The organism is Rothia endophytica, assembly GCF_039543885.1.
Taxonomy (GTDB): Bacteria; Actinomycetota; Actinomycetes; order Actinomycetales; family Micrococcaceae; genus Rothia; species Rothia endophytica.
On the sequence record NZ_BAABKP010000001.1, the window covers coordinates 164,590 to 185,493 of the forward strand.

Here is a 20,904-nt window from a genome sequence, read left to right on the forward strand (position 1 = left end):
ACCTATACTGCTACCCCCACCAGCGTCACACACATGTGAAGTACACTTCACCAAAGGCCTTGTCTAGTAGAGTGAAACGAACCCCCGCATGAGTGCGGGCCAGGAGTTACACACACAAAGAAGTGAGGTCTACATGTCAAAACCCCACGTCACGGGCGACCACCTGCAGAAGTACAGTGCGGCGCCCACTCAGGCGATTTCTCAGATTCACCACTCCCGCGGCTCTCAAGCCCCAGAGGTTGAACAGGGCGAACGCAAAAAGCGCTTCATTGGTTTCATCGGTGGTCTAGCTGCCGCACTTTTGGTCTACTTCATCATGCCCGGCGAGGTGCCGGACGCCGCCCGCCTCACTGCGGCAACTGCTGTGCTCATGGGCGGTTGGTGGATGACCGAAGCGATCCCCATCCCTGCCACCGCCCTCCTGCCGCTGGTGATTTTCCCGGTGTTTAATAGCGAAGTTAAAATCAACGATATCGGCGCCAGCTACGGCAACAGCATCATTTTCCTCTTTATGGGCGGATTCCTGCTGGCACTTGCTATGCAGCGCTGGAACCTGCACCGCCGCATCGCCCTGCTGACCCTCAAAGTCATGGGCACCAACCCCTCCATGATGGTTGCGGGTTTCATGGTGGCCACGGGCTTTCTCTCGATGTGGGTATCGAACACCGCCACCGCGGTCATGATGATCCCTATCGGTGTCTCCGTGCTCATGCTGATTGCCCAGGCAACCGGCGGTAAGAACATTCAGATTGAGGACGGCGCCGCCCCTGACAGCGATGAGGTCAAGAGCGCTGTCATTGAGTCCAACTTTGGCACTGCGCTCATGCTGGGTATTGCCTACGCGGCGTCCATCGGTTCGCTGGGCACCCTGATTGGCACCCCTCCCAACACCCTGCTGGCAGGCTACATGGCCGACACGCACGGTGTGCAAATTGGCTTTGGTCAGTGGATGATTGTGGGCATGCCCATCGCCATTGTGGTTCTTTTCTTCTGCTGGTTCCTGCTGACTAAGGTACTGTTCAAGCCCGAAATTGATGAGATTCCCGGCGGTAAAAAGCTGATTGCTACCGAGTACCAGAAGCTAGGTAACATGGGCTCGGGCGAAGGGCAGGTGCTGGGGATCTTCATTCTGGCGGCTCTCGCTTGGATTTTTGTGCCCATCATCTGGTCTGATGCGCCCCCCATCACGGACGCCGGCATCGCGGTGGCCGTGGGTCTACTGCTCTTTGCGCTGCCTGCCGGTGGCAGCGCTAATAAGGGTGTTCGCCTGATTGACTGGGAAACTGCCACCAAGCTTCCTTGGGGCGTCCTGCTCCTCTTCGGCGGCGGTCTGGCTCTTTCAGGTCAGTTCACTAGCTCCGGGCTGACCGAATGGATTGGTAGCACGGTTGCCGGTCTGGGCGCTCTGCCCATTCTGCTGATTGTGGCTCTGGTAGCTACCGGCGTGCTCTTCCTCACCGAGCTGACCTCTAACACGGCTACCGCGGCGACCTTCCTACCCGTGGCTGGCGGCATCGCCATGGGCATGGGCTACGATCCCATGCTGTTGGCAATCCCCGTGGCACTGGCTGCAACCTGCGCCTTCATGCTGCCGGTAGCAACCCCGCCCAACGCTATTGCTTACGGCTCGGGGTACGTCACCATCGGTCAGATGATCAAGGGCGGTCTGTGGCTGAATATCTTCTGTATCTTCGCCATTACCGCAACCACCATGAGCCTGGCTGTCTGGGTCTTCGGTCTTTAGCCTTTTAGGTTCCGGTGAGGACGCCGCAGGTGCACCTTCCAGCAACGAGCAGGGAAGGTGCACCGGCGGCGTCCTTGTGTATCAATAGGGGGCGAGTTGAGGGTAAGAGGCGTCCACGTAAACCCATAAAAACCAACATGTAAGCCTTCTCGACCGAGAAAAATTAGGCTTGAGGTGCATTAGACTCTATGATCTTCATGGTTTTAAGTGGGTTTATGACCGAAATTTGTGTGGGAAACCTACCTTAAGCGCGTTCACCCTTGGTAAACTGAGAAGTAGGCAAGTGCCCCTGACCGGTCAGCCCGGCAGCGCTGGTACTAACTCGATCAACAGGCAGCCAACCGGGCCGCCCAACCGACAACCAAGGAGTCAGCATGCCTATTGCAACCCCGGAAGTCTATGCAGAAATGCTTGAAAACGCGAAGACCAAGGGTTTCGCGTACCCAGCAATCAACGTCACCTCATCACAGACCCTCAACGCAGCCATTGCAGGTTTCGCTGAGGCAGGTTCAGACGGCATCATCCAGGCATCAACCGGTGGCGCAGCATACTGGTCAGGCTCAACCAAGAAGAACATGGTTGTTGGCTCACTGGCTTTCGCTGCCTACGCTCGCGAGGTCGCTAAGCAGTACGACGTCAACATTGCTCTGCACACCGACCACTGCCCCCAGGACAAGCTAGACGGCTTCGTTCTGCCCCTGCTCGAAGAGTCAGAGAAGGCTGTAGCCCGCGGCGAAGACCCCATCTTCAACTCACACATGTGGGACGGCTCAGCTATCTCCCTCGAAGAGAACCTTGAAATCGCTCAGCAGCTGATCGCTCGCACCGCTAAGAACCACCAGGTTCTTGAGGTCGAGATCGGTGCTGTTGGTGGCGAAGAAGACGGCGTTGAGGGCGCTATCGATGACTCTCTCTACACCACTGTTGAGGACGCCATCAAGACCGTTGAGGCTATCGGCCTGGGCGAGAAGGGCACCTACATGGCTGCTCTAACCTTCGGTAACGTTCACGGTGTGTACAAGCCCGGTAACGTGCACCTGCGCCCCGAGCTGCTCAAGGAAATCCAGACTGAGGTCGGCGCTAAGTACGGTAAGGACAAGCCTTTCTACCTGGTCTTCCACGGTGGTTCAGGCTCAACCGAGCAGGAAATCGCGGATGCCGTTTCATACGGTGTTATCAAGATGAACATCGACACTGACACCCAGTACGCCTACACCCGCCCCGTTGCTGGCCACATGTTCAGCAACTACGACGGTGTGCTGAAAGTTGACGGCGAAGTTGGCAACAAGAAGCTCTACGATCCCCGCGTATGGGGTGCTGCAGCTGAAGCTGGTATGACCGCTCGCGTGGTGGAAGCAGCTCAGCAGCTAGGCTCAGCAGGTACTTCAGTGAAGTAGTCCCTAGCTGGCTAGCTTTACAGGCGCGGTGCGTCCTTCTTTTGGGGAGGGCGCGCCGCGCTTTTGTGTGCGTGGGCTGTGCACCGCAGAACGGGGCTGCGGCTTAACCCTAAAAATGGGCTTTTTAGGTTTAAGGGTGCGTCCGAGCCGTCCCTTAAACGTAAAAAGGGGTGTTTTTACGTTTAAGGAATGGATAGGATGGGGTCTAAATACTAAAAACGGGTGTTTTTACGAGATAGGCAGGGCTGTTATGCAGAAATACAGGTTGCTCAAGAGCGTCTTTCATCAGTACGACCATGATACTGCTGCCTCTGAGGCTCAGCGCAGGCGGTCTAACGGTTTTGAAACGCGCTTTACTGTGGGTGCGGAGACTCTCTTCTATACGGCTACGCCCCAGTTGCTCCAGTTGCAAGAGAAGATTTTGCGCAATGAGCGCTCCATCAAAGACCTGGCACAAAATATCCCTGTAGCGGCACGGAAAAGCTACCTATATAACCTCATCATTAGGGAAATTGCAGCGACTAATGAAATTGAGGGTGTGCGTTCTACGCGGCAAGAAATTATGGACGCTCTTGAAGCAGCGCCAAACGAGCATAAGAAGTTCCGTGAGATTGCGACGCTGTACTTGGAGCTTTCCCAGGGCAAGGTTGAGCCGCCTGTTACCTTAGAGGGCATCCGGGCTACCTATGACAGCCTCTTTGGCTCTGAAATTGAAGAGGATGATCGCCTTGATGGCGATCTATTTAGGGCTGGTCCGGTATACGTGCGCGACGGTGCTAACGAGGTTGTCCATGCCGGAGCCAAAGATAAGGGGGAAATATCTGAGCAACTCAAAGCAATGTTGGAACACCTGGAAGACGACAGCGCCTCCTTCCTTCTTTCCAGGGTGGTTTCCCACTTTATGTTTGAGGCAGTCCACCCTTTCTATGATGGCAATGGGCGTTTCGGCAGGTTTTTACTGAGTGCTCAGCTTCTACATATTTTTTCTGCTTTTACCGTGCTGACTTTGGCTTCTCAAATTAATGGGCAGAGACCTAAGTACTATAGGGCGTTCACAGATGTTGAAGAGCCACTGAACTTTGCTGATGCTACCCCCTTTGTTCATACAATGTTGGAGTTAATCCAAGATGCACAGGTAGCTTTGATGGATGATTTCGAGCTGAAACAGAAGCAGATGTCTGCTCTGGAGTCCCGCCTTGATGTATTGGTGGCTGATGATGAGGAGCTCACCGAGGGTCTATCCGGAACCCTCTACGTTCTTGCCCAGGAACGTCTTTTTGGTAATGGATTGGGAGTTACTTGGGATACGCTAACCGAGGTGTCGGGTAGGTCAAGAAGTACGACTCGTAAGTACATCGAGGGGCTTGAAACTAAGGGGCTGGCAGAACGTATCTCATCCCGTCCTTTGTGCATCCGGTTGAGTCAAGCCGGTCGCAGCAGGCTCTTTGAAGATTAGCTGGGGTGGCGTGCCTGGCTAGCGCGTAGACTTTGGTGTAACCGTAAGAACTGTTAAGGAGACCCCCATGTCACTTGCTGGTAAGAACCTGTTGGACGGCCCTGCCCCCACCTACCTGCCCGAAGAAACCGAGCTACTGGCACGCGTCCAGGCCGGCGATATTGGTGAAGATTTGGCTAAGGCCTTCCCCAAGTCCCCACTGGCTTGGGCAACCTTAGCTGAAGAAACCTGGGCAGATTGCCGCGTGCTTGAGGCTTACGCTTATGCGCGCGTGGGCTACCACCGCGGTTTGGACGCACTGCGCGGCAACGGTTGGAAGGGGCACGGGCCAATCCCCGTAAGCCATGAACCTAATCGCGGCTTCCTGAAGGCTCTGCTGTTGCTGGGCCAGGCTGCTGCTGCGATTGGCGAGGCTGACGAGGCGGAGCGCATCGAAAAATTCCTGAACGATTCAGACCCTTCGGCGAAGTCTGAACTGAGCTAGTTACACAGATTTTGTTGCCCGGGCTCTTCGCTCCTCTAGGTGGGGGAGCCCGGGTGCTTGCGTGTAATATGGATTACACCCCTGTTTTTGATGGCGAATTAAAGGAAGTAACCATGCGCATTGGCGTACCCCGCGAAATCAAACCCCAAGAACAGCGAGTAGGGCTGACCCCCGATGGCGTCTACGCACTTACCCAGGCTGGCCACCAGGTTTTTATCGAGAAGGACGCCGGCGTTGGCGCTGGCTTCACTAATGAAGAATATGAGGGTGCCGGTGCGCAGCTGGTGCGCCAGAGTGAGACCTGGGAGCAAGCAGAACTGCTGGTGAAGGTCAAAGAACCCATTGAATCTGAGTATGAGTACCTGCGCGAAGATCTTACCCTTTTCACCTACCTGCACCTGGCCGCAGACAAGCCCCTGACGGAGGCTCTTTTGGCGGCTAAGACTCGCGGTATTGCTTATGAAACCGTGCGTACCGGCCGGGCGCTGCCTCTACTATTGCCCATGAGCGAGGTTGCGGGGCGCCTTGCAGCCCAGGTTGGTGCTCAGTACCTGCTCTCAACAGAAGGTGGCAGCGGCACTCTGCTGGGCGGTGTGCCCGGTGTTGCGCCTGCCCGCGCCGTGGTGTTGGGCGGTGGCAATGTGGGTACTCAGGCGGCAAAACTGCTGGTGGGTCTAGGCGCCGAGGTCACTATTCTTGAGGGTTACGGGCCGCGGGTGCGCGAACTGGCTGATTTATTTGGCGCATCAGCGCGTATTCTGACCTCAACCCCAGCCAATATTGAGCGTGAAATTGTAGCAGCGGACGTGGTAGTCGGCTCCATTCTGGTGCCCGGCGCTAAGGCACCGAAGGTGGTGCGTCGTGAGCACCTGAAGCAGATGAAACCCGGTGCACTCCTGATTGATGTGGCGATTGACCAGGGCGGATGCTTTGAAACCTCCAAACCCACTACCTATGCTGACCCCATTTTTGAGGTAGACGGCATCAGGCACTACTGCGTAGCCAACATGCCCGGAGCTGTACCGCGCACCTCAACCTTGGCGCTGACAGACGCTACCCTGCCCTATGTACTCAAGCTGGCAGATGGAGTGGATGCCGCCCTAGCAGCTAACCCTGACCTAGCGCTAGGGCTCAATACGGATGCAGGCAAAATCGTCTTTGACGGTGTGGCAGAAGCCTTCCCTGACCTAGCGAGCTAGGTACTACGCGGCGTCCCTGCCGTGTTGCTGTTTATCCCCGTCTGCGCACTAACCGTGCTGCAGGCGGGGATCATTCTGTGGGGGAGAGGTAAAGAGCACTTGCCGTGACCGCCTGCTGGGTGAGGTTCTGCCTAGAAGCAGGAGGGTAGCTGCCAGAGAATAAATCAGGCTTCGGCCGGTGGTAGTCATCCGGGCTGAGCATGAGCCTGGAGCCAGCGGACTGTGTTTGTGGGTCTGCTGCGTGGATCAGGACCTCATCTCTTGGTGTTTTGCGTTACCGCAAGTTTGGCAGAGGGGGATAGCACGCATACAAAGAGCCAGTTATAGAACAGGGAGCTGGCTTGATGAGTTTGGTGGACACAATACGCCAAGTAAGAAATTTTCTACTTTTCGGGCTGCCGTCACCGTTTTAAACCACACCTGTTTTAAGCTGCTGGAATGACCTCTCAGCATTATCGTCCAGATCTCGTATACCCACAGCTCGCTGTTCCCCGTGAACTCGAACAACATAATATTTGGTTAGTCAGATCACTTGACGACGAGGTGAACCGTAGGGCTAAATCTGGTCTTGTCTATGACGACGATATCGATTCGCACTACTCATATAGCGACAAAGTACCCAACTGTAAGCAGGTTGCACCTGGTGATTGGCTACTGGTGAGGGATGAGCAGATGTTGTTGGGCGCTGCTGTCATTGAGTCAATTTCTATGGTGTCCGCGCCTGTGGAACGGTTGCGGTGCCCACGGTGTAATAGCACCAGGCTGTACTGGCGCACGACGTCCGAGGACTACCGTTGCGATGGCGTATGTGCTGGTCAGCTTACCGCTGACCAGCGTAGCACCAGAGTACCTGTGGTTTCGGTAGAAAACGGGATCTCCTATAGGGCTGAATTTGGGGATACCTGGTCTGACCTTGCTGGTTCTATGCTTGCTAATGAGTTCCCCCAGCTATCTGATCACTGGAATAGGCAGAACAGCATCGTTAAGCTCAACCCTGCTAAGGTGTTGCGCTTCTTTGATCAGCTGAATTTCAGCACCCGACGCCAGGTGGAGGTGGGCTTGAACGATTCGGAGGTCGCTCTGCCGGGTGGGTTTGCCGAAAGAACAGTGCGGACGCGCCGTGGGCAGGCGCAATTCCGTGCCCACCTCATTAGAAAATTTGGTGCTCAGTGTGCTTTTACAGGCCCCTGCTATATCGCTGCGCTGGACGCCGCACACCTCTATTCTTACGCAAGTACGGGTGAGCATGTTGCGGACGGCGGTTTGTTGCTTCGGAGGGATGTGCACAGGCTTTTCGATATGGGGCTGATGGGCGTTGACAATACTCAGCGGATTTCTTTGCACCGCGATTTGGTGACAACCCAGTACAGTCTCTTGCACGGGAGTCCTCTTCAGGCTGAAATTGGTGAGAAGGAGAAAGCCCTGCTGTCTAGGCATTTTGAGGAATACGCGCGAGACCTGGTGCCTGTATAAGCCTTCATGTTAGCTGTAGAAAACTTGAGCGGGGCAGACTTATTGTCTGCCCCGCCCCGCTTATCTTTACTTCAGTATCGGCAGTCTATTAGCTCAGACCAAAGTGACGTTTGTTGATAACTTTGCCCAGAGCGTTGGGTATACCTACAACCAGAGCATTACCCATGCAGAAAGCACGGTGTCCATCGGTAAGACCTGTGTCTGTCCAGCCACGTGGAAAACCTTGAATCTGGTCAAGTTCATCAGGGACAAGGCGGCGTAGTCTCCCTGACTCAGTTTCCACAACGTGTTTAAACCTGGAGGCACCTGCTCCGCCTTCGCCCGTTAAGATGGTGCGGGCAGGCCTATCTAGTGGGTCGGGAAAAGACATACTACCTTCAGAGTAAGTGTATTTGAAGCCGCTAGCTTTATTGATACGTTCTTCTCGCTTACCGCCCTTGAGATATTTCCACGATTCGATTTTGCTGGAATCGATAAAGAATTGCTCAGGAATCTGGTTCTCATCCAAAATGATATCGCCGAGAACCTTAAAAGGACCGCTATAAGATGCCCGCGGTTTTGCGGTATAAACCTTGCCGTCTTGCATCACACCAGCGTCCTGGAATCGCGAAGTTTTAGCACCTAGCCCAAAGTCCTGGGTGACTTCATAGGGATCAATTCCAATGGTGAAGTTATCTTCTCGTTCTAGTTCCTGTGTGATGGGGAAAGCTTCAGCAAAGACTCCATCGGTACGTAGGGTCTGCTCAAGTTCCCATGCTGTGTCAGTAAGTTCTGCGTATATATAAACTCGCTTGCGTTTCTGGGGATGACCGTAGTCCGCAGCGTTAATTACGCGCCATTCTGCAGAATAGCCGAGTGCATAAAAGCAGGAAAGAATAATTGCAAAGTCACGTCCACGTTGTTTTGATGGTGATTTGAGCAGCCGGTCTACATTCTCCAGAACAACATAGCGAGGCTTTTTCATTTCGAGAGCGCGATAGATATCCCACCAGAGAACACCTTTTCTGCCCTCTATGCCGTGAGACTGGGAGAGAGGTTTAGACACAGAGTAGTCCTGGCAAGGGAAGCCACCAACAAGCATGTCGGCGTCGGGGATGGTGAGTTCGCCGTTTTCTGCCATGGTTAGCGCTTTATTGATGTCCTCGTTGAGGAAATTCTCCTCACCAAAACGGGCAATGTAGCAGCGAGCAGCGAATTGCTTAGTGGGTGTTCCTGGGGGCTCCCACTGGTTGGCCCAGACTGTCTCGAAACTACCTGCTGCGGGCAGGGTAAAGCCGTCTTTGTCGTAGCCCTCAAAGCCCAAGCGGAAACCGCCTACGCCAGCGAAGAGTTCAATGATGCGAATTGGCTTGTCAGACATGCCTAACCCCCTGCTGGTAAATGATACTTATAAGAGTATAGATCAGAACTGATGTTCTGATCAAGTAATAGCGTTTGAGATGTTGCGCACCAAAGCGAATCGTTTGAATGACACCAGGTCAGAGCATGTTCATGTCTACTGATTATGCGAAAATCCAACACATATTAGGTTAACAGGGGAAAGTTAGCCCTTCCCTGTCTGGAACCCACGTATCAAAAAGGGAAATCTGAGCGCCCAATCAATGTGCCCATCTCTGATAAATGAAGTGATTTCATATTTGATTGATTGTGCGACGATTAGTATCGCCCCTGCATCAAAATATGCGTCACGGTAGGTTGAGCTTGATTTCCTGCGCAATCAGTTGAGTGTTGAGCCAAAATGCCTGTTTGGTCATCCACTGCCCATCTGGCAGCTGATTTGCGTCTTTCTTGACATTGCCTATCTCAGGTCTGCCATCGGTGAAACGGTATGCTCGGGCATCCGCTCCCGGGCGTATGTGGCAGACAGGGTTATCAGCTACTCCTAGAAAGTTATTGGTTATCGTATTTCCCTTTTGTTTTAGGATGATTCCTTCCTTAAGTTTGTTCTTGGTATCTAGCCAGTATTCGTAGGCTGTGCCCGTGTTGTTTTCAAATTCTTCGCCCCCAATGAGGTGTGTAGGGACTGCCCAGAAGAATGCACCGCGTAGATAGTAGCCTCTTTCATCCTCTTGATAAACCACGAATAGATAACGTTTGTCGCTGAGCAGGGAGTACCACTCAGATTCCTCCCACTTGGTTTCGGAGTGAAGATCAAGGAATTTGAAGTTTTTCAGTTTCAGCTTTTCCTTGATTTCCCCATTCTTTTGTACCCGGACTGCTTTGACAGAGATATTTGCTTTATCAAATTCTTCAATCCGTTTTTTCTTAGAACCTAATAATCGCCACGTCAGAGCATTGTGAAAATTTTTGGCGTTGGGGTTTAGGTCAGGAGCCATCTCAGCTCCGAGGTCGGTCGAGTAGCGCTTTTCGAAAGGAGCGAGTAGATGTAGGACTACGTCGTCGAAAGAATTTTCTTTGAGCTCCCGAAGATTATTAACCAGTTGGTCAGCTTCTTTTTGTTCCTTCTCAAACCGCTGGACTAGCGAAGTCATGAAAGACTGTTTGAGTGAAAAGGCGCGACTTTTCGCAGGTATGTACTCTAGTGATCCATCCCCATTAACCATGGGGTAGAACTGGGTTCGTAGGCTCTTTTCTGCGGTTGCGCCTTTGGTACAGGCCCCCAGGTAGTTAGTCATTCCTTCGCTGAGTTCATGGGCACGCCCTGCTTGAACTAACTTGGTGATTTTTTCGTAGTCAGCCTTGATAATCTCTAGGTCTTCTCCAGAAATTTGATACCGGTTGACGAACTTAATCATCTGTTCAGTATTTTTTAATGAACGGTCACGCAAATAGTTGATGAGAAGAATGTCCGAAGTTTTTTTCTCGAGAGATGACCCTTCGTACTCAACTGGAATCTCACAGTTGTTGGGAATCATCGTGAGAACCAGCCGTTCACCGGCCTTAATAACCCACTCTTTCTTGCGATTATTGCCATATTCAACCGGTGTAACTTTGAGCTCCATGCCAGCATTGGGGAAGTCGGGCTGTGAGTCAGAGTTGATGGTATAACCGAAATAATGTTCTTCAAGAAGGTTCCCCAACGCCCCCTTGCGGCTACTGTCTGTGAGAGATGCTTTTGGTAGAACCTCAGATAGCTGTAGTGCGAGGACATCTTCAAAAGTTAGATTTCGTAACTCTTCTGCATATCCGAGAATTGCTTCGGCTTCGCTAAAGTTATCTGCTTTTAAATCTTGAAGTTTGTTTACTATACGGTGGCGCTTTGTCTCATCTGTAGCCATGGGGGTCCTCTCTAGGGGAGCATCTACTATTCAATTAAAACTCAGTTCTCATTTGCCGGCTAGGAATCTTTGAAAAGTACAACTGTATGCCTGTGTCTGAGCAGAATTCGAGATATCTTCACCACCCGTGCCGTAACCTAACGCCTCATGCACTCACCCTGGTGTTCTGAGTGGAAAGCCTAATAAACACCCTTGTCATGTCACATTTCCAGTGGTAGCTATTGCTAACACAAGTAGAAATGAACAAGGGAGAAACCATGTCAGCCCCGGAAATCGCACCCGTGCGTAAACGTATCTCGCGGCGCGATACCCACCACCCCCAAGACCCACACCCGCGCCCCGACGCGGGTCTGGCACACGCCTGGGGTAATCTCTTCACCTACCTCACAACCTTCCGCGGCAGAGCATCACGCAGCGAAGCCTGGGGAGTAGGTGCCCTGGTGCTGCTCTGTCTGCCAGTCCTTCTGGTGCTTCAATTCTTCCTTGACCGTCTTACCGCCAGCTACCGCTACGACGGTCAAACCTTCAGCCTCATTGGCCTAGGCCTTATTCTGATGTACTGTGGCGTTCAAATTCTGGTGCACGTACTTTTACCCGCGCTCCTCGCTTCACTGGCTGCCCGGCGCCTGCGCGACGTCGGGTTCAGCCCCCAGCTGGCATGGCTACTCCTGGCTGCGCCCCTGGGGCTACTGTTGCAGTGGCTGGGTTTCTGGACCACCGGCACGCTCCTCCCCGTTATACCTATCCTTGCATTGATGGGTCTTACGCTCCTCCCGTCAGCGCCGGTTACCACCGACATGACACCGGGTGGATCTTTCACCGCAAACCCTCACCAGCTCGCCGCAGACCACCCGGTCAACGGTTCACACACGGTGCCGACGCTTGTCTCCCAGCACCCCACTGATGGTCTGCCCCGCCCTCGGGTTGGTTGTGGCATCGCCCTGAGCAACTTCTTTTCATACATGACTCTCTACAAGGGCAGAGCCTCGCGCAGCGAATACTGGTGGGTCTTTGCCTTCTGGGCCGCTATCACCGCCTTGGTGTGCGCTGCCATCTTCCTCTTCATGCTGTGGATAGCTCCAGAGACAGGGCAACCCGGTGACAAAATGCACGGCTTTGGGGAAGTTATGATGGGCCTGGCGGGCATTATCTTAGCGTGGGTGGCATTCATGCTGAGCTACATCATTGGGATCAGCCTGAGCCTCGGGCTTCAACTGCGACGCCTGCGCGATGCCGGTTTCTCCCCCTGGTGGGCGCTCTGCTTCGTGGGGATTCTGCTGGATGTCCTCATGCTCCCTGTCACCGGCATGATGGGGATTGGTCCTATCGTGGGATTCTGGTGGCTGGGCTTCATACCGCTGCTGCTTTGCCTCACACCTTCACGTGACCGGTCAGGCCACCCCTCCCAGCCATCACCCTTGCCAGCGCAGCCTGCCGCGGACTACTACCAGCAGACCCAGAACACTTATCAACGATAAAATTTTTGGGGCATCGTGCCGCCGTTTCTCTCACCTGCCGGACGCTGCCCCGCACCCCCTAGGTTAGGGCCAAGGGGCGCACTAGACTGGTTAACCATGCGTTACACCTACCTAGGCCCCAGCGGCACCTTCACCGAAGCAGCCCTGCTGACCGTACCCGGCGCCCTGGATGCTGCCCGTGTGCCCGCTACGAGCGTCCCTGATGCTTTGGAGCGACTACGCAACGGGGAGGCAGATGCCGCCATGGTGCCCATCGAGAACTCGGTGGAAGGTGGGGTGACTGCAACCCTGGATGCTATCGCTGCAGGCGGTGCTGATCTACGGATTATCCGCGAAGTTTTGGTGCCCATCACCTTCGTGTTGGTAGCCCGCCCCGGTGTGAGCCTTGAAGATATTAGAACCGTTTCAACCCACACTCACGCCTGGGCGCAGGTGCGTGCCTGGGCGGCAGCTAACCTGCGGGGTGTGGACTACGTGCCGGGATCGTCCACCGCCGCTGCAGCACTGGGGTTGCTCCATGAAAACCCCGGCTACCAGGCAGCTGTCTGCTCGCCCACGGTAGCTCAGCAACACCCCGACCTTGAGGTGCTAGCGCACAACATCGGTGATAACAAGAACGCGGTGACTCGCTTTGTGCTAGTTGCCCGCAATAAACCTGCGCCTGCTCCCACCGGAGCTGACAAAACCACCCTGGTGATTCCGCTGCCGCAAGATCGCCCTGGCGCGCTGCTTGACCTGCTCGAACAGTTCTCTACTCGCGGGATCAACCTCTCCCGCATTGAATCGCGCCCCACCGGCGAGTTCTTGGGCTCCTACTTTTTCTCCATCGATATTGATGGGCACCTGCATGATGCTCGTGTGCGGGACGCCCTGCGCGGCATCCACCGGGTCTCACCGGGGGTGCAGTATTTGGGCTCTTACCCCCGCGCTGACCAGCGCGTCACCGCTGTAGACACCCTCCACAGCGAGGATGCCTTTGACGCCGCCCGCGATTGGGTTGAGGCCCTCTTTGTCGGTGGCCGCCCTGAGGGTCTCAAACACAACATCTAAGGTCCGATGGGTGCCGTTAGAGCCGCAGTAGCCTCTGCCACCAGCGCACCTGCTGTTCAACCAGGTCTTCACGCGCTTCGACCAGGTCAGAGAAGGTGCGGATCTCAAGCTCTTCAGGGTAGACGTTAACGTTCACAGCGCCGGGCACCACTGTGGCTGTCATCGAGTCAACCTCGCCCAACACATCTCCATCCACCTCAACGGGCAGGGGCTGGCGGGGGAAGTCCACCGTTACGCTAGTGCCCACAAAGTACTCTACGACGGGGAAGCGGGTGTCGGGACGGCGTGTCATGTACTGCCCAGCCAGGCGTAGCCAGCTGACCACGTTGCGCGGGGTCAGAACAATCACCTCAAGACGCCCGTCTGAAGCTTCAGCAACTGACGCCAGATTAAGCCCGCCTTGAATCTTGCCGCAGTTGGCAATCAGAACGGTGCGGATTTTTCGGGCAAAGGGGGTGCCGCCATCCACAGAAATCTGTGCGGGACGCCGGCGGGTAAAGACGTGTTTGAAGCTGGCACCCACGTAGGCCAACCAACCAATTTTCGCCTTCAAATCCTCGCGGGTGTCGTTCATAATTTGGGCATCAAACCCGGCCCCGCCCATGACCAGGTAGTCAATGGGGTCAAGCTCCTTGCCGTGACCGGTCAGCTCAAGATGAATCATGTCAATGGCCTGGCTGGTGCCGTGCAGGGCCACGTTAATACAGCCGTTGAGGTCAGAAATATCAAGTTCAAGGTTGCGCGCTAGCAAATTACCGGTGCCCAGGGGTACCACACCCAACCGGGCGTCCGTACCAGCTAGCCCGTTGGCCACGGCGCGTACGGTGCCGTCACCGCCCACAGCAATCACGATATCGGCGCCGTCTTTGACCGCCTGCTGAGCAAGACCGGTGCCGGGATCCTCAAGAGTGCTCTCGTAGAAAAAAGCACGCGGCCAATTAGCGAAACCCAGCTGGGCAGTAATCATGCGTACCGCTGCCTCCGCCCGGGTTTTAGTCGGGTTATAAATCACCGCTACCTGCCGCGGTTCACCCGGTTCAATCATGCGGTGCAGGGGGCGGTAAACCGGGAAGAGATCCGGGCGGGCGAGTCTTGCCCGACGCATCAAGAGAGCGGACGCCGCGGCGGCCACTCCAGCGCCAGTTACAGAAGCCACAAGAATTGATGAACGAGAAACCATATGTTCAGCATACTGAAAAGATGCCACTTGTGGTGTGTAGTACGCTACAGGCGTCTCCTTGACAGTGCTCGCACCGTTTAAAACTAGAACCTCTCTAAAACTGCGGTAAATTTAAGGGCATGATCGACATTAACCTCCTCCGCGAAACCCCCGACGCTTTCCGCGCCTCCCAGCGTGCCCGTGGCGCCGACGAAACCCTCATCGACCAGATTCTGGAAGCTGACACTACCCGCCGCCAGAAAATCTCTGAATTTGAGGCCCTGCGTGCAGAGCAGAACGTCTTCTCAAAGAAGATTGGCAAGGCTGCTAAGGAAGAAAAGCAGGCGCTACTGGCTGAGGTAAAGGAGCTTTCGCAGAAGGTTTCAGAAGCTAAGGCAGCTAGCGAGGAAGCTCAGAAGAACCAGGAACAACTGGTCAGCTCGGTGGCCAACCTGATCATTGATGGCATCCCCGCCGGCGGCGAAGACGACTACACCGTTGTCAAGACCGTAGGTGAACCCCGCAATTTTGAGGCCGAAGGCTTTGAGCCCCGCGACCACCTAGAAATCGGTGAATTGGTGGACGGTATTGATATGGCGCGCGGTGCTAAGGTATCTGGCTCCCGCTTCTACTTCCTCAAGGGCCATGTAGCCCGCCTGGAGCAGGCTCTGATGTGGATGGCCCTCGATCAGGCAACCGCCAACGGTTTCACCATGATGACCACCCCCACCCTGGTGCGCCCAGAAACCATGAACGGCACCGGCTTCAACGTGGAGCACGACGATGAGATTTACCGCCTAGAGCGCGATGACCTCTACCTGGTGGGCACCTCCGAGGTGGCGCTCGCCGGTTACCACGCCGATGAAATCATTGACTTCGAAAAGGGCCCGAAGAAGTACCTGGGCTGGTCCTCCTGCTACCGCCGCGAAGCTGGCTCTGCCGGTAAGGATACCCGCGGCATCATCCGCGTGCACCAGTTCAACAAAGCAGAAATGTTTGTCTACTGCCCCGTTGAAGAGGCAGAAGAGATGCACACCAAGATGCTGGCCTGGGAAGAGGAAATGCTGGCTAAGTGCGAGCTGTCCTACCGCGTCATCGACACCGCGGCGGGCGACCTAGGTTCATCCGCTGCCCGTAAGTTTGACTGCGAAGCGTGGGTTCCTACCCAGGGCGCTTTCCGCGAGCTGACCTCGACCTCCAACTGCACCACCTATCAGGCACGCCGTCTGAATATACGTGAGCGCCAGGCTGACACCGTAACTGCTGAGGGTAAGACCAAGAAGGGTGGCACCCGCTCGGTGGCCACCCTCAACGGCACCCTGGCAACCACTCGCTGGATTGTTGCACTGCTGGAAACCCACCAGCAGGCAGACGGCTCAGTGCGCATCCCCGAGGCGCTTCGCCCCTACATGGGTTGGCTAGAGATCATCCCGGTAGCATCCTAAAGGGTAGCTGAACAGTAGTAGCGCGACGTCCTTTCATCACCGTATGAAGGGGCGCCGCGCTATTTTCTACCCCAAAATTTGAAAGTTCGTTGAGGCGAACTTATGATGGAGGCACACAGGCCAGAATACTTCAACGGTTGCAAGGACGCACCCCGCAAGGCTCTGCCTAACCCCGAAGGGACAAAATGCCCATGACGCCTTGGTGGTCAACGCTCATTTCAGTGCGTACTTTTCTCATAACCTGCCTGGTTGCGATTACCGGGCTAGTGACTGCCTGCTCCGCCCCTGAACCTGCCGATAGTGGCAAGCCCACCGTGTTAGCTACCTTCACCGTTCTGGCCGATCTTGCCCAAAACGTGGCAGGCGAGCACCTAGAGGTGCAGTCTTTAACCAAGCCAGGGGTTGAAATTCACGACTATGACCCGGTGCCATCTGACGTGAGAAAGGCAGCAGATGCTGACCTCATTCTCGTCAATGGCTTGCACCTGGAAGGCTGGTTAGAGCAGTTCTTGCAGGACGCCGATGCGGAAAGCGTGACGGTTTCTGAAGGTGTTCAGACTATCGGTATCGCGGAAGGCGACTCAGCTGATAAGCCCAACCCCCATGCCTGGATGAGCCCGCTAACTGCCCAAATGTATGTGGACAATATTGCTGCTGCTTTGGCCGATCTTGACCCCCAACACGCTGCTGACTTCGCAGCGAATGCTAGCGCCTACAAGCAGGAGCTACAGGCTGTACATGACCGGCTAATCACTGACCTGGGTGACCTGCCACAGCATCAACGCGCCTTAGTGACCTGCGAAGGCGCCTTCTCCTACCTGGCAGCGGATGCGGGGCTCACCGAGAAGTATCTCTGGGCAGTGAACAGTGATGGTAATCCCTCAGCCGCCCGAGTGGCCGAGGTGGCAACCTTTGTAAAGGAGCAACAGGTGCCTGCTGTCTTTTGCGAGACCACCGTGCCCGCAGATACCATGCGGCAGGTTGCCGCTGAATCTGGTGCTACCTACGCCGGTGAGCTCTATGTTGATTCCCTATCGCAGGAGGGCGGGGATGTGCCTACCTACTTGGATTTGATACGCCATGATGCGGAGGTGATTGCTCGTGCGCTCGGCCAGTAAGTTTCCTGTGACCAAGAGCAACGACCAGCCCGCTGAGCTCTTGTTGGACGCTCAGAAGTTGACCGTGAACTACGGCGAGGTGCAGGCCCTCAAGGGTGCCTCACTGAGCGTCCAGTCCGGTGAAATCTGTGGGCTGGTGGGCATGAACGGGTCCGGTAAATCCACTCTCTTTAAAGCGATTATGGGAGTCACCCCGGCTGAGGGGCAGGTGCTCATTGACGGTCAAACACCTACGCAGGCTCGCAAACTGGGCCTGGTGAGTTATGTGCCGCAGAGTGAGGACATCGACTTCACCTTCCCGGTGTCAGTGCGGGATGTGGTTTCGATGGGGCGATACGGGCGCTTGGGCCCCACACGACGCTTAAAGGCAGCAGACCGGGCGGCGGTTGATGAAGCACTTGAACGTGTTGATCTTCTTGATCTTGCCCACCGGCAAATCGGCAACCTGTCTGGTGGCCAGCGGAAACGTGCTTTTGTAGCCCGCGGTTTGGCACAGGGTGCTCGCCTGCTTCTGTTGGATGAACCCTTTGCCGGAGTCGATAAACGTAGTGAGACCATGCTGGTGAGCTTGCTACGCCAACTTCGGGACGCTGGGGCGGGCGTCCTGATTTCTACCCATGACCTAGCCAATTTAGCCGAATTAGCTGATACCGCCGTGCTGTTGCGGAATGAGGTGCTGCTCAGCGGGGAGCCGGGTGCCGTGCTGGCTCCCGAGAACCTAGTGCGCGCTTTTGGTATGAACCCACTAGGAGGCAGCGGTGTATGAGCTTCTGATAGACCCTCTGACCTACGGTTTTATGCAGCGCGGTTTTCTCGTCACGGTACTAGCGGCCCTAGTTTGCGCCCTCCTCTCTTGCTGGTTGGTGCTCATGGGTTGGTCCCTGATGGGTGACGCTATCTCCCACGCAGTGCTTCCAGGAGTGGTACTCGCTTACATGACCGGGGTGCCCTTCGCCGTGGGTGCAGTCGTCGCTGGGCTGGTAGCGGTGGGGCTGATAGGGGCGGTGCGCTCTAAAGGGCGCATCCGTGAGGACGCCGCTATCGGCATTGTTTTTACCGTCATGTTCGCGCTGGGACTGGTGCTCATCTCGGTGACTCCCTCCCAAACTGACCTGCATAGCATCCTCTTCGGTAATGTGCTGGGGGTTGCCTGGGCTGATGTGCTCCAGCTTGCTACCCTGGGTGTTCTGGTGACGGCCGCCCTACTCTTTAAGCAACGCGACTTAACCCTCTACGCCTTTGACCCCGGCTATGCCCACGCTATTGGTCTACGCCCCCGTTTTTTGGCTGGTCTGTTGCTGGTCTGTCTGGCGTTGACCTCGGTGCTGGCCCTGCAAATCGTGGGAGTGGTGCTAGTGGTCGCACTGTTGGTTATTCCTGGGTCGACTGCCCGCCTGCTGACTGACCGTTTCGCACCCATGTTAGCCATCTCTGCCTGTGTTTCGGTGCTGGGTTCTCTGGTAGGGCTCTACGCCAGCTTCCACCTCGATGTTTCAGCCGGTGGTGCCGTGGTACTGGCGCTGGGTGCTATTTTCATCTGCGCCTATCTCTTTGCCCCGCAACACGGCCTGCTGCGCCCGCGCAGAAAAGTTAGGAAGTAGCCGTTGTCACAAAGACAGCAGCAGCGCCCTGAGGGGAGAGCGCAAAGGTGGCTTCGCCCCTAGCAGACAAAGTGAGGTGACCCGCTGCGTCCCGGGAGAGCACGGTCAATTTCGCCTCGGGGCCGACCCCCTGTTGAGCGAGAAAACGTAGCAGGGCGGGGTCAGCGTCCGAAATGCGTTCAACTACCAGCTGCTGGCCCTCGCAAGCCTGCTCTAGAGTGAGGCCAGCCAGTTTATCTACCTCGCCCGAGACCGAAGGAATAGGGTCGCCATGGGGGTCACGAGTGGGGTGCCCCAGCACCGCATCGATACGTTCAACCATCAGATCAGAGACAGCATGTTCTAGCACCTCAGCTTCATCATGCACCTGATCCCAGGTGTAGCCCAGGGTTTTCACCAGAAAGGTTTCAATGAGGCGGTGGCGACGAATCACCTGCAGGGCCGCTGCCTGGCCTTCTTGAGTTAGCTCAATCGCTCCGTAGGGCTGGTGCTCCACCAACCCGGCAGCTACCAGCCGCTTCACGGCATCCGATACGGACGATAGCCGCAACCCGGCACGCGCGGCAATCACCGAGGTGGTGGCGGGGGCGTCAGCATGCTCGGTGATGCTCCAGATAATTTTGAGGTAATTTTGGGTGCTATCAGAAAGATGGTCAAGAGGCATAGGTAACAGTCTAGAGCAGGCCGACTCACCCCTGCCCGTCCCACAGTTTTCACCCCCTGTTCGCCTGGGAGCAAGGTGTAGGCTAGAGCCAGTTGCAAGACTGAAAGGCGTGATTGCTGCAATGAAAGATCTAGAAGTAAACCCGCCCCGACGCTCTAACTGGCAGAAGGAAGACGGGGTCAAGTACCTGGTGGCCCTCGATATCGACGGCACCTTGGTTAACCACGACGGCGTTATGAGCGAGGCCGTCAAAGAAGCTGCCCAGGCTGTAGTGGCTGCTGGTCACCACGTGGTCATTTCTACCGGACGTTCCATGGGTGCCACCCTGCCCATCGTGAACATGGTGGGCATGACCAGAGGGTACGCGGTGAGCTCCAATGGCGGAGTAACCCTTGAAATTGACCCCGCGGTCCAGGACGGCTACCGCATCCTGGACAGGGTCTGCTTTGACCCCTCCCACGCCATCACCATGATCAAAAAACGTTTGCCCGATGCCTCTCTGGCTCTTGAAGCCCCCGATGGCACCGTCTACGCCACCGAAAACTTTGAAGACTGGTCCTTTGGCGCTAACACCGTGAAAAGAACCCGCACCGAGATGGCTGCTATGGAGTCTGCGGTTCGTGTGGTGGTCTCATCCTCAACCCAAACCCCCGATGACTTCAAGCGTGCTATCTACGATGTGGGTCTGCACGGCGTTAACTACGCGGTGGGCTGGAGCGCCTGGCTTGATATCGCCGCTCACGGTGTTTCAAAGGCATCAGCCCTCGAACAGATTCGCCGCCGCTTGAGCGTTGATCCCCGCCACACCGTTGCGGTGGGCGATGGCTACAACGACAAAGAAATGATTCACTGGGCTGCCCGTGGCGTAGCTATGGGCCAAGCGCCAGCTGAAATTGCTGCACTTGCCACCGACGTCACCGGCAGCGTCTATGAAGACGGCCTCGTGCCGATTCTGCGCGAACTGCTCTAGGCATATGGAATCAGCAGCGCTCTTCTACGACCCGGATTGCGGGATGTGCCAGCGTGCGGCCAACCTACTGGCACACGCCGGGCTCACCGCGCGCGTCGTTCCCGGCGAAGCAGAAACCCTGCTGGACGCCGGGGTACAACTAGAGCGCTTCATACGGCAGATACCCTTCCGCACCGAACAGGGGCAGGTAGCCTACGGTGCGCTCGCTATTGGCCTAGCCCTGCGCACCAGCCGCTATGTTCCCGTGCGGGCTGCCGGCGTCCTGCTCACCCAGCCCCTCATCCGCCCCGTCGCTGAACGGGCCTACCGTCTGGTGGCAGATAACCGCTCCACCACCTGCACCCTCAAAACCTAAGAGCCAGAGCCGTCATAAAGGGTCACTCTTACACCTGGCTACCGCTCACCTTGCTAGCCTAGAGAGGCAGAG

General features: G+C 55.8%; 19 protein-coding genes. 14 read left to right on the forward strand and 5 right to left on the reverse strand.

Going from position 1 to position 20,904, the window contains the following annotated elements; all coding sequences use genetic code 11:
- The first annotated feature begins 133 nt into the window (after positions 1-133).
- Positions 134-1,744: an SLC13 family permease gene (locus ABD982_RS00760; RefSeq protein WP_345443475.1), complete on the forward strand. Its 1,611-nt coding sequence runs from the start codon at positions 134-136 to the stop codon at positions 1,742-1,744.
- 4 nt (positions 1,745-1,748) lie between these two features.
- Here ABD982_RS00760 and ABD982_RS00765 read toward each other — a convergent pair whose 3' ends face one another.
- The gene (locus tag ABD982_RS00765) at positions 1,749-1,883 is read right to left on the reverse strand and encodes a hypothetical protein (RefSeq protein WP_345443481.1); all 135 of its coding nucleotides are present in this window, start codon (positions 1,881-1,883) and stop codon (positions 1,749-1,751) included.
- 235 nt (positions 1,884-2,118) lie between these two features.
- Here ABD982_RS00765 and fbaA point away from each other — a divergent pair, with 235 nt between their 5' ends.
- The 5 genes from fbaA to ABD982_RS00790 all read left to right on the forward strand — a co-directional run bounded on the left by fbaA (position 2,119) and on the right by ABD982_RS00790 (position 7,753).
- Positions 2,119-3,141 carry a class II fructose-bisphosphate aldolase gene (gene fbaA / locus ABD982_RS00770; protein WP_237202950.1) on the forward strand — a complete coding sequence of 341 codons (1,023 nt, stop codon included), beginning with the start codon at positions 2,119-2,121 and terminating at the stop codon, positions 3,139-3,141.
- A 250-nt stretch (positions 3,142-3,391) separates the two neighbouring features.
- Positions 3,392-4,597, forward strand: coding sequence for a Fic family protein (locus ABD982_RS00775; RefSeq protein ID WP_345443486.1), 1,206 nt, complete (start codon positions 3,392-3,394; stop codon positions 4,595-4,597).
- Between the two features lie 67 nt (positions 4,598-4,664).
- A complete protein-coding gene (locus ABD982_RS00780; RefSeq protein WP_345443489.1) occupies positions 4,665-5,081 on the forward strand; it encodes a DUF3151 domain-containing protein in 417 nt (138 codons plus the stop codon).
- A gap of 113 nt (positions 5,082-5,194) precedes the next feature.
- On the forward strand, positions 5,195-6,280 hold the full coding sequence (gene ald, locus ABD982_RS00785; protein WP_345443492.1) for an alanine dehydrogenase: 1,086 nt from the start codon (positions 5,195-5,197) through the stop codon (positions 6,278-6,280).
- A gap of 438 nt (positions 6,281-6,718) precedes the next feature.
- Entirely contained in the window at positions 6,719-7,753 is a 1,035-nt protein-coding gene (locus tag ABD982_RS00790) for an HNH endonuclease signature motif containing protein (RefSeq protein WP_345443495.1), read from the forward strand.
- An 88-nt stretch (positions 7,754-7,841) separates the two neighbouring features.
- Here the strand turns inward: ABD982_RS00790 and dcm are convergent, their stop codons facing one another.
- Both dcm and ABD982_RS00800 read right to left on the reverse strand, forming a co-directional pair.
- Positions 7,842-9,113, reverse strand: coding sequence for a DNA (cytosine-5-)-methyltransferase (gene dcm, locus ABD982_RS00795; protein WP_345443497.1), 1,272 nt, complete (start codon positions 9,111-9,113; stop codon positions 7,842-7,844).
- A 325-nt stretch (positions 9,114-9,438) separates the two neighbouring features.
- On the reverse strand, positions 9,439-10,992 hold the full coding sequence (locus tag ABD982_RS00800; protein WP_345443500.1) for a Sau3AI family type II restriction endonuclease: 1,554 nt from the start codon (positions 10,990-10,992) through the stop codon (positions 9,439-9,441).
- Between the two features lie 257 nt (positions 10,993-11,249).
- Here ABD982_RS00800 and ABD982_RS00805 point away from each other — a divergent pair, with 257 nt between their 5' ends.
- Both ABD982_RS00805 and pheA read left to right on the forward strand, forming a co-directional pair.
- Positions 11,250-12,470 carry a DUF805 domain-containing protein gene (locus tag ABD982_RS00805; protein ID WP_345443502.1) on the forward strand — a complete coding sequence of 407 codons (1,221 nt, stop codon included), beginning with the start codon at positions 11,250-11,252 and terminating at the stop codon, positions 12,468-12,470.
- Between the two features lie 96 nt (positions 12,471-12,566).
- The gene (gene pheA / locus ABD982_RS00810) at positions 12,567-13,520 is read left to right on the forward strand and encodes a prephenate dehydratase (RefSeq protein ID WP_345443503.1); all 954 of its coding nucleotides are present in this window, start codon (positions 12,567-12,569) and stop codon (positions 13,518-13,520) included.
- Positions 13,521-13,536: 16 nt separating this feature from the next.
- Here the strand turns inward: pheA and ABD982_RS00815 are convergent, their stop codons facing one another.
- Positions 13,537-14,700, reverse strand: coding sequence for a diacylglycerol/lipid kinase family protein (locus ABD982_RS00815; protein ID WP_345443506.1), 1,164 nt, complete (start codon positions 14,698-14,700; stop codon positions 13,537-13,539).
- A gap of 119 nt (positions 14,701-14,819) precedes the next feature.
- Between ABD982_RS00815 and serS the strand changes: the two genes are divergently transcribed.
- The 4 genes from serS to ABD982_RS00835 all read left to right on the forward strand — a co-directional run bounded on the left by serS (position 14,820) and on the right by ABD982_RS00835 (position 18,843).
- Positions 14,820-16,124 carry a serine--tRNA ligase gene (serS, locus tag ABD982_RS00820; protein WP_345443509.1) on the forward strand — a complete coding sequence of 435 codons (1,305 nt, stop codon included), beginning with the start codon at positions 14,820-14,822 and terminating at the stop codon, positions 16,122-16,124.
- Between the two features lie 185 nt (positions 16,125-16,309).
- Positions 16,310-17,242 (forward strand): metal ABC transporter substrate-binding protein, encoded by a 933-nt coding sequence (locus ABD982_RS00825; RefSeq protein WP_345443511.1) that lies wholly within the window; start codon positions 16,310-16,312, stop codon positions 17,240-17,242.
- Between the two features lie 7 nt (positions 17,243-17,249).
- Positions 17,250-18,008 (forward strand): metal ABC transporter ATP-binding protein, encoded by a 759-nt coding sequence (locus tag ABD982_RS00830; RefSeq protein WP_345443513.1) that lies wholly within the window; start codon positions 17,250-17,252, stop codon positions 18,006-18,008.
- A gap of 31 nt (positions 18,009-18,039) precedes the next feature.
- Positions 18,040-18,843, forward strand: coding sequence for a metal ABC transporter permease (locus ABD982_RS00835; RefSeq protein ID WP_251379711.1), 804 nt, complete (start codon positions 18,040-18,042; stop codon positions 18,841-18,843).
- Here the strand turns inward: ABD982_RS00835 and ABD982_RS00840 are convergent.
- On the reverse strand, positions 18,833-19,507 hold the full coding sequence (locus ABD982_RS00840; protein ID WP_345443515.1) for a metal-dependent transcriptional regulator: 675 nt from the start codon (positions 19,505-19,507) through the stop codon (positions 18,833-18,835). The genes ABD982_RS00835 and ABD982_RS00840 overlap by 11 nt on opposite strands.
- Before the next feature lie 121 nt (positions 19,508-19,628).
- On the opposite strand from ABD982_RS00840, the gene ABD982_RS00845 reads away from it, so the two are divergent.
- Both ABD982_RS00845 and ABD982_RS00850 read left to right on the forward strand, forming a co-directional pair.
- Positions 19,629-20,477 carry an HAD family hydrolase gene (locus ABD982_RS00845; protein ID WP_285835733.1) on the forward strand — a complete coding sequence of 283 codons (849 nt, stop codon included), beginning with the start codon at positions 19,629-19,631 and terminating at the stop codon, positions 20,475-20,477.
- 4 nt (positions 20,478-20,481) lie between these two features.
- Positions 20,482-20,832: a thiol-disulfide oxidoreductase DCC family protein gene (locus ABD982_RS00850; protein ID WP_345443520.1), complete on the forward strand. Its 351-nt coding sequence runs from the start codon at positions 20,482-20,484 to the stop codon at positions 20,830-20,832.
- Positions 20,833-20,904: the final 72 nt, after the last annotated feature.

Excerpts from the sequence above, each read along its gene's own strand:
- ABD982_RS00760 (WP_345443475.1), top strand. The coding sequence starts at position 134 with ATGTCAAAACCCCACGTCACGGGCGACCACCTGCAGAAGTACAGTGCG.
- ABD982_RS00765 (WP_345443481.1), bottom strand. The coding sequence starts at position 1,883 with ATGTTGGTTTTTATGGGTTTACGTGGACGCCTCTTACCCTCAACTCGC.
- fbaA (WP_237202950.1), top strand. The coding sequence starts at position 2,119 with ATGCCTATTGCAACCCCGGAAGTCTATGCAGAAATGCTTGAAAACGCG.
- ABD982_RS00775 (WP_345443486.1), top strand. The coding sequence starts at position 3,392 with ATGCAGAAATACAGGTTGCTCAAGAGCGTCTTTCATCAGTACGACCAT.
- ABD982_RS00780 (WP_345443489.1), top strand. The coding sequence starts at position 4,665 with ATGTCACTTGCTGGTAAGAACCTGTTGGACGGCCCTGCCCCCACCTAC.
- ald (WP_345443492.1), top strand. The coding sequence starts at position 5,195 with ATGCGCATTGGCGTACCCCGCGAAATCAAACCCCAAGAACAGCGAGTA.
- ABD982_RS00790 (WP_345443495.1), top strand. The coding sequence starts at position 6,719 with ATGACCTCTCAGCATTATCGTCCAGATCTCGTATACCCACAGCTCGCT.
- dcm (WP_345443497.1), bottom strand. The coding sequence starts at position 9,113 with ATGTCTGACAAGCCAATTCGCATCATTGAACTCTTCGCTGGCGTAGGC.
- ABD982_RS00800 (WP_345443500.1), bottom strand. The coding sequence starts at position 10,992 with ATGGCTACAGATGAGACAAAGCGCCACCGTATAGTAAACAAACTTCAA.
- ABD982_RS00805 (WP_345443502.1), top strand. The coding sequence starts at position 11,250 with ATGTCAGCCCCGGAAATCGCACCCGTGCGTAAACGTATCTCGCGGCGC.
- pheA (WP_345443503.1), top strand. The coding sequence starts at position 12,567 with ATGCGTTACACCTACCTAGGCCCCAGCGGCACCTTCACCGAAGCAGCC.
- ABD982_RS00815 (WP_345443506.1), bottom strand. The coding sequence starts at position 14,700 with ATGGTTTCTCGTTCATCAATTCTTGTGGCTTCTGTAACTGGCGCTGGA.
- serS (WP_345443509.1), top strand. The coding sequence starts at position 14,820 with ATGATCGACATTAACCTCCTCCGCGAAACCCCCGACGCTTTCCGCGCC.
- ABD982_RS00825 (WP_345443511.1), top strand. The coding sequence starts at position 16,310 with ATGCCCATGACGCCTTGGTGGTCAACGCTCATTTCAGTGCGTACTTTT.
- ABD982_RS00835 (WP_251379711.1), top strand. The coding sequence starts at position 18,040 with ATGCAGCGCGGTTTTCTCGTCACGGTACTAGCGGCCCTAGTTTGCGCC.
- ABD982_RS00840 (WP_345443515.1), bottom strand. The coding sequence starts at position 19,507 with ATGCCTCTTGACCATCTTTCTGATAGCACCCAAAATTACCTCAAAATT.
- ABD982_RS00845 (WP_285835733.1), top strand. The coding sequence starts at position 19,629 with ATGAAAGATCTAGAAGTAAACCCGCCCCGACGCTCTAACTGGCAGAAG.
- ABD982_RS00850 (WP_345443520.1), top strand. The coding sequence starts at position 20,482 with ATGGAATCAGCAGCGCTCTTCTACGACCCGGATTGCGGGATGTGCCAG.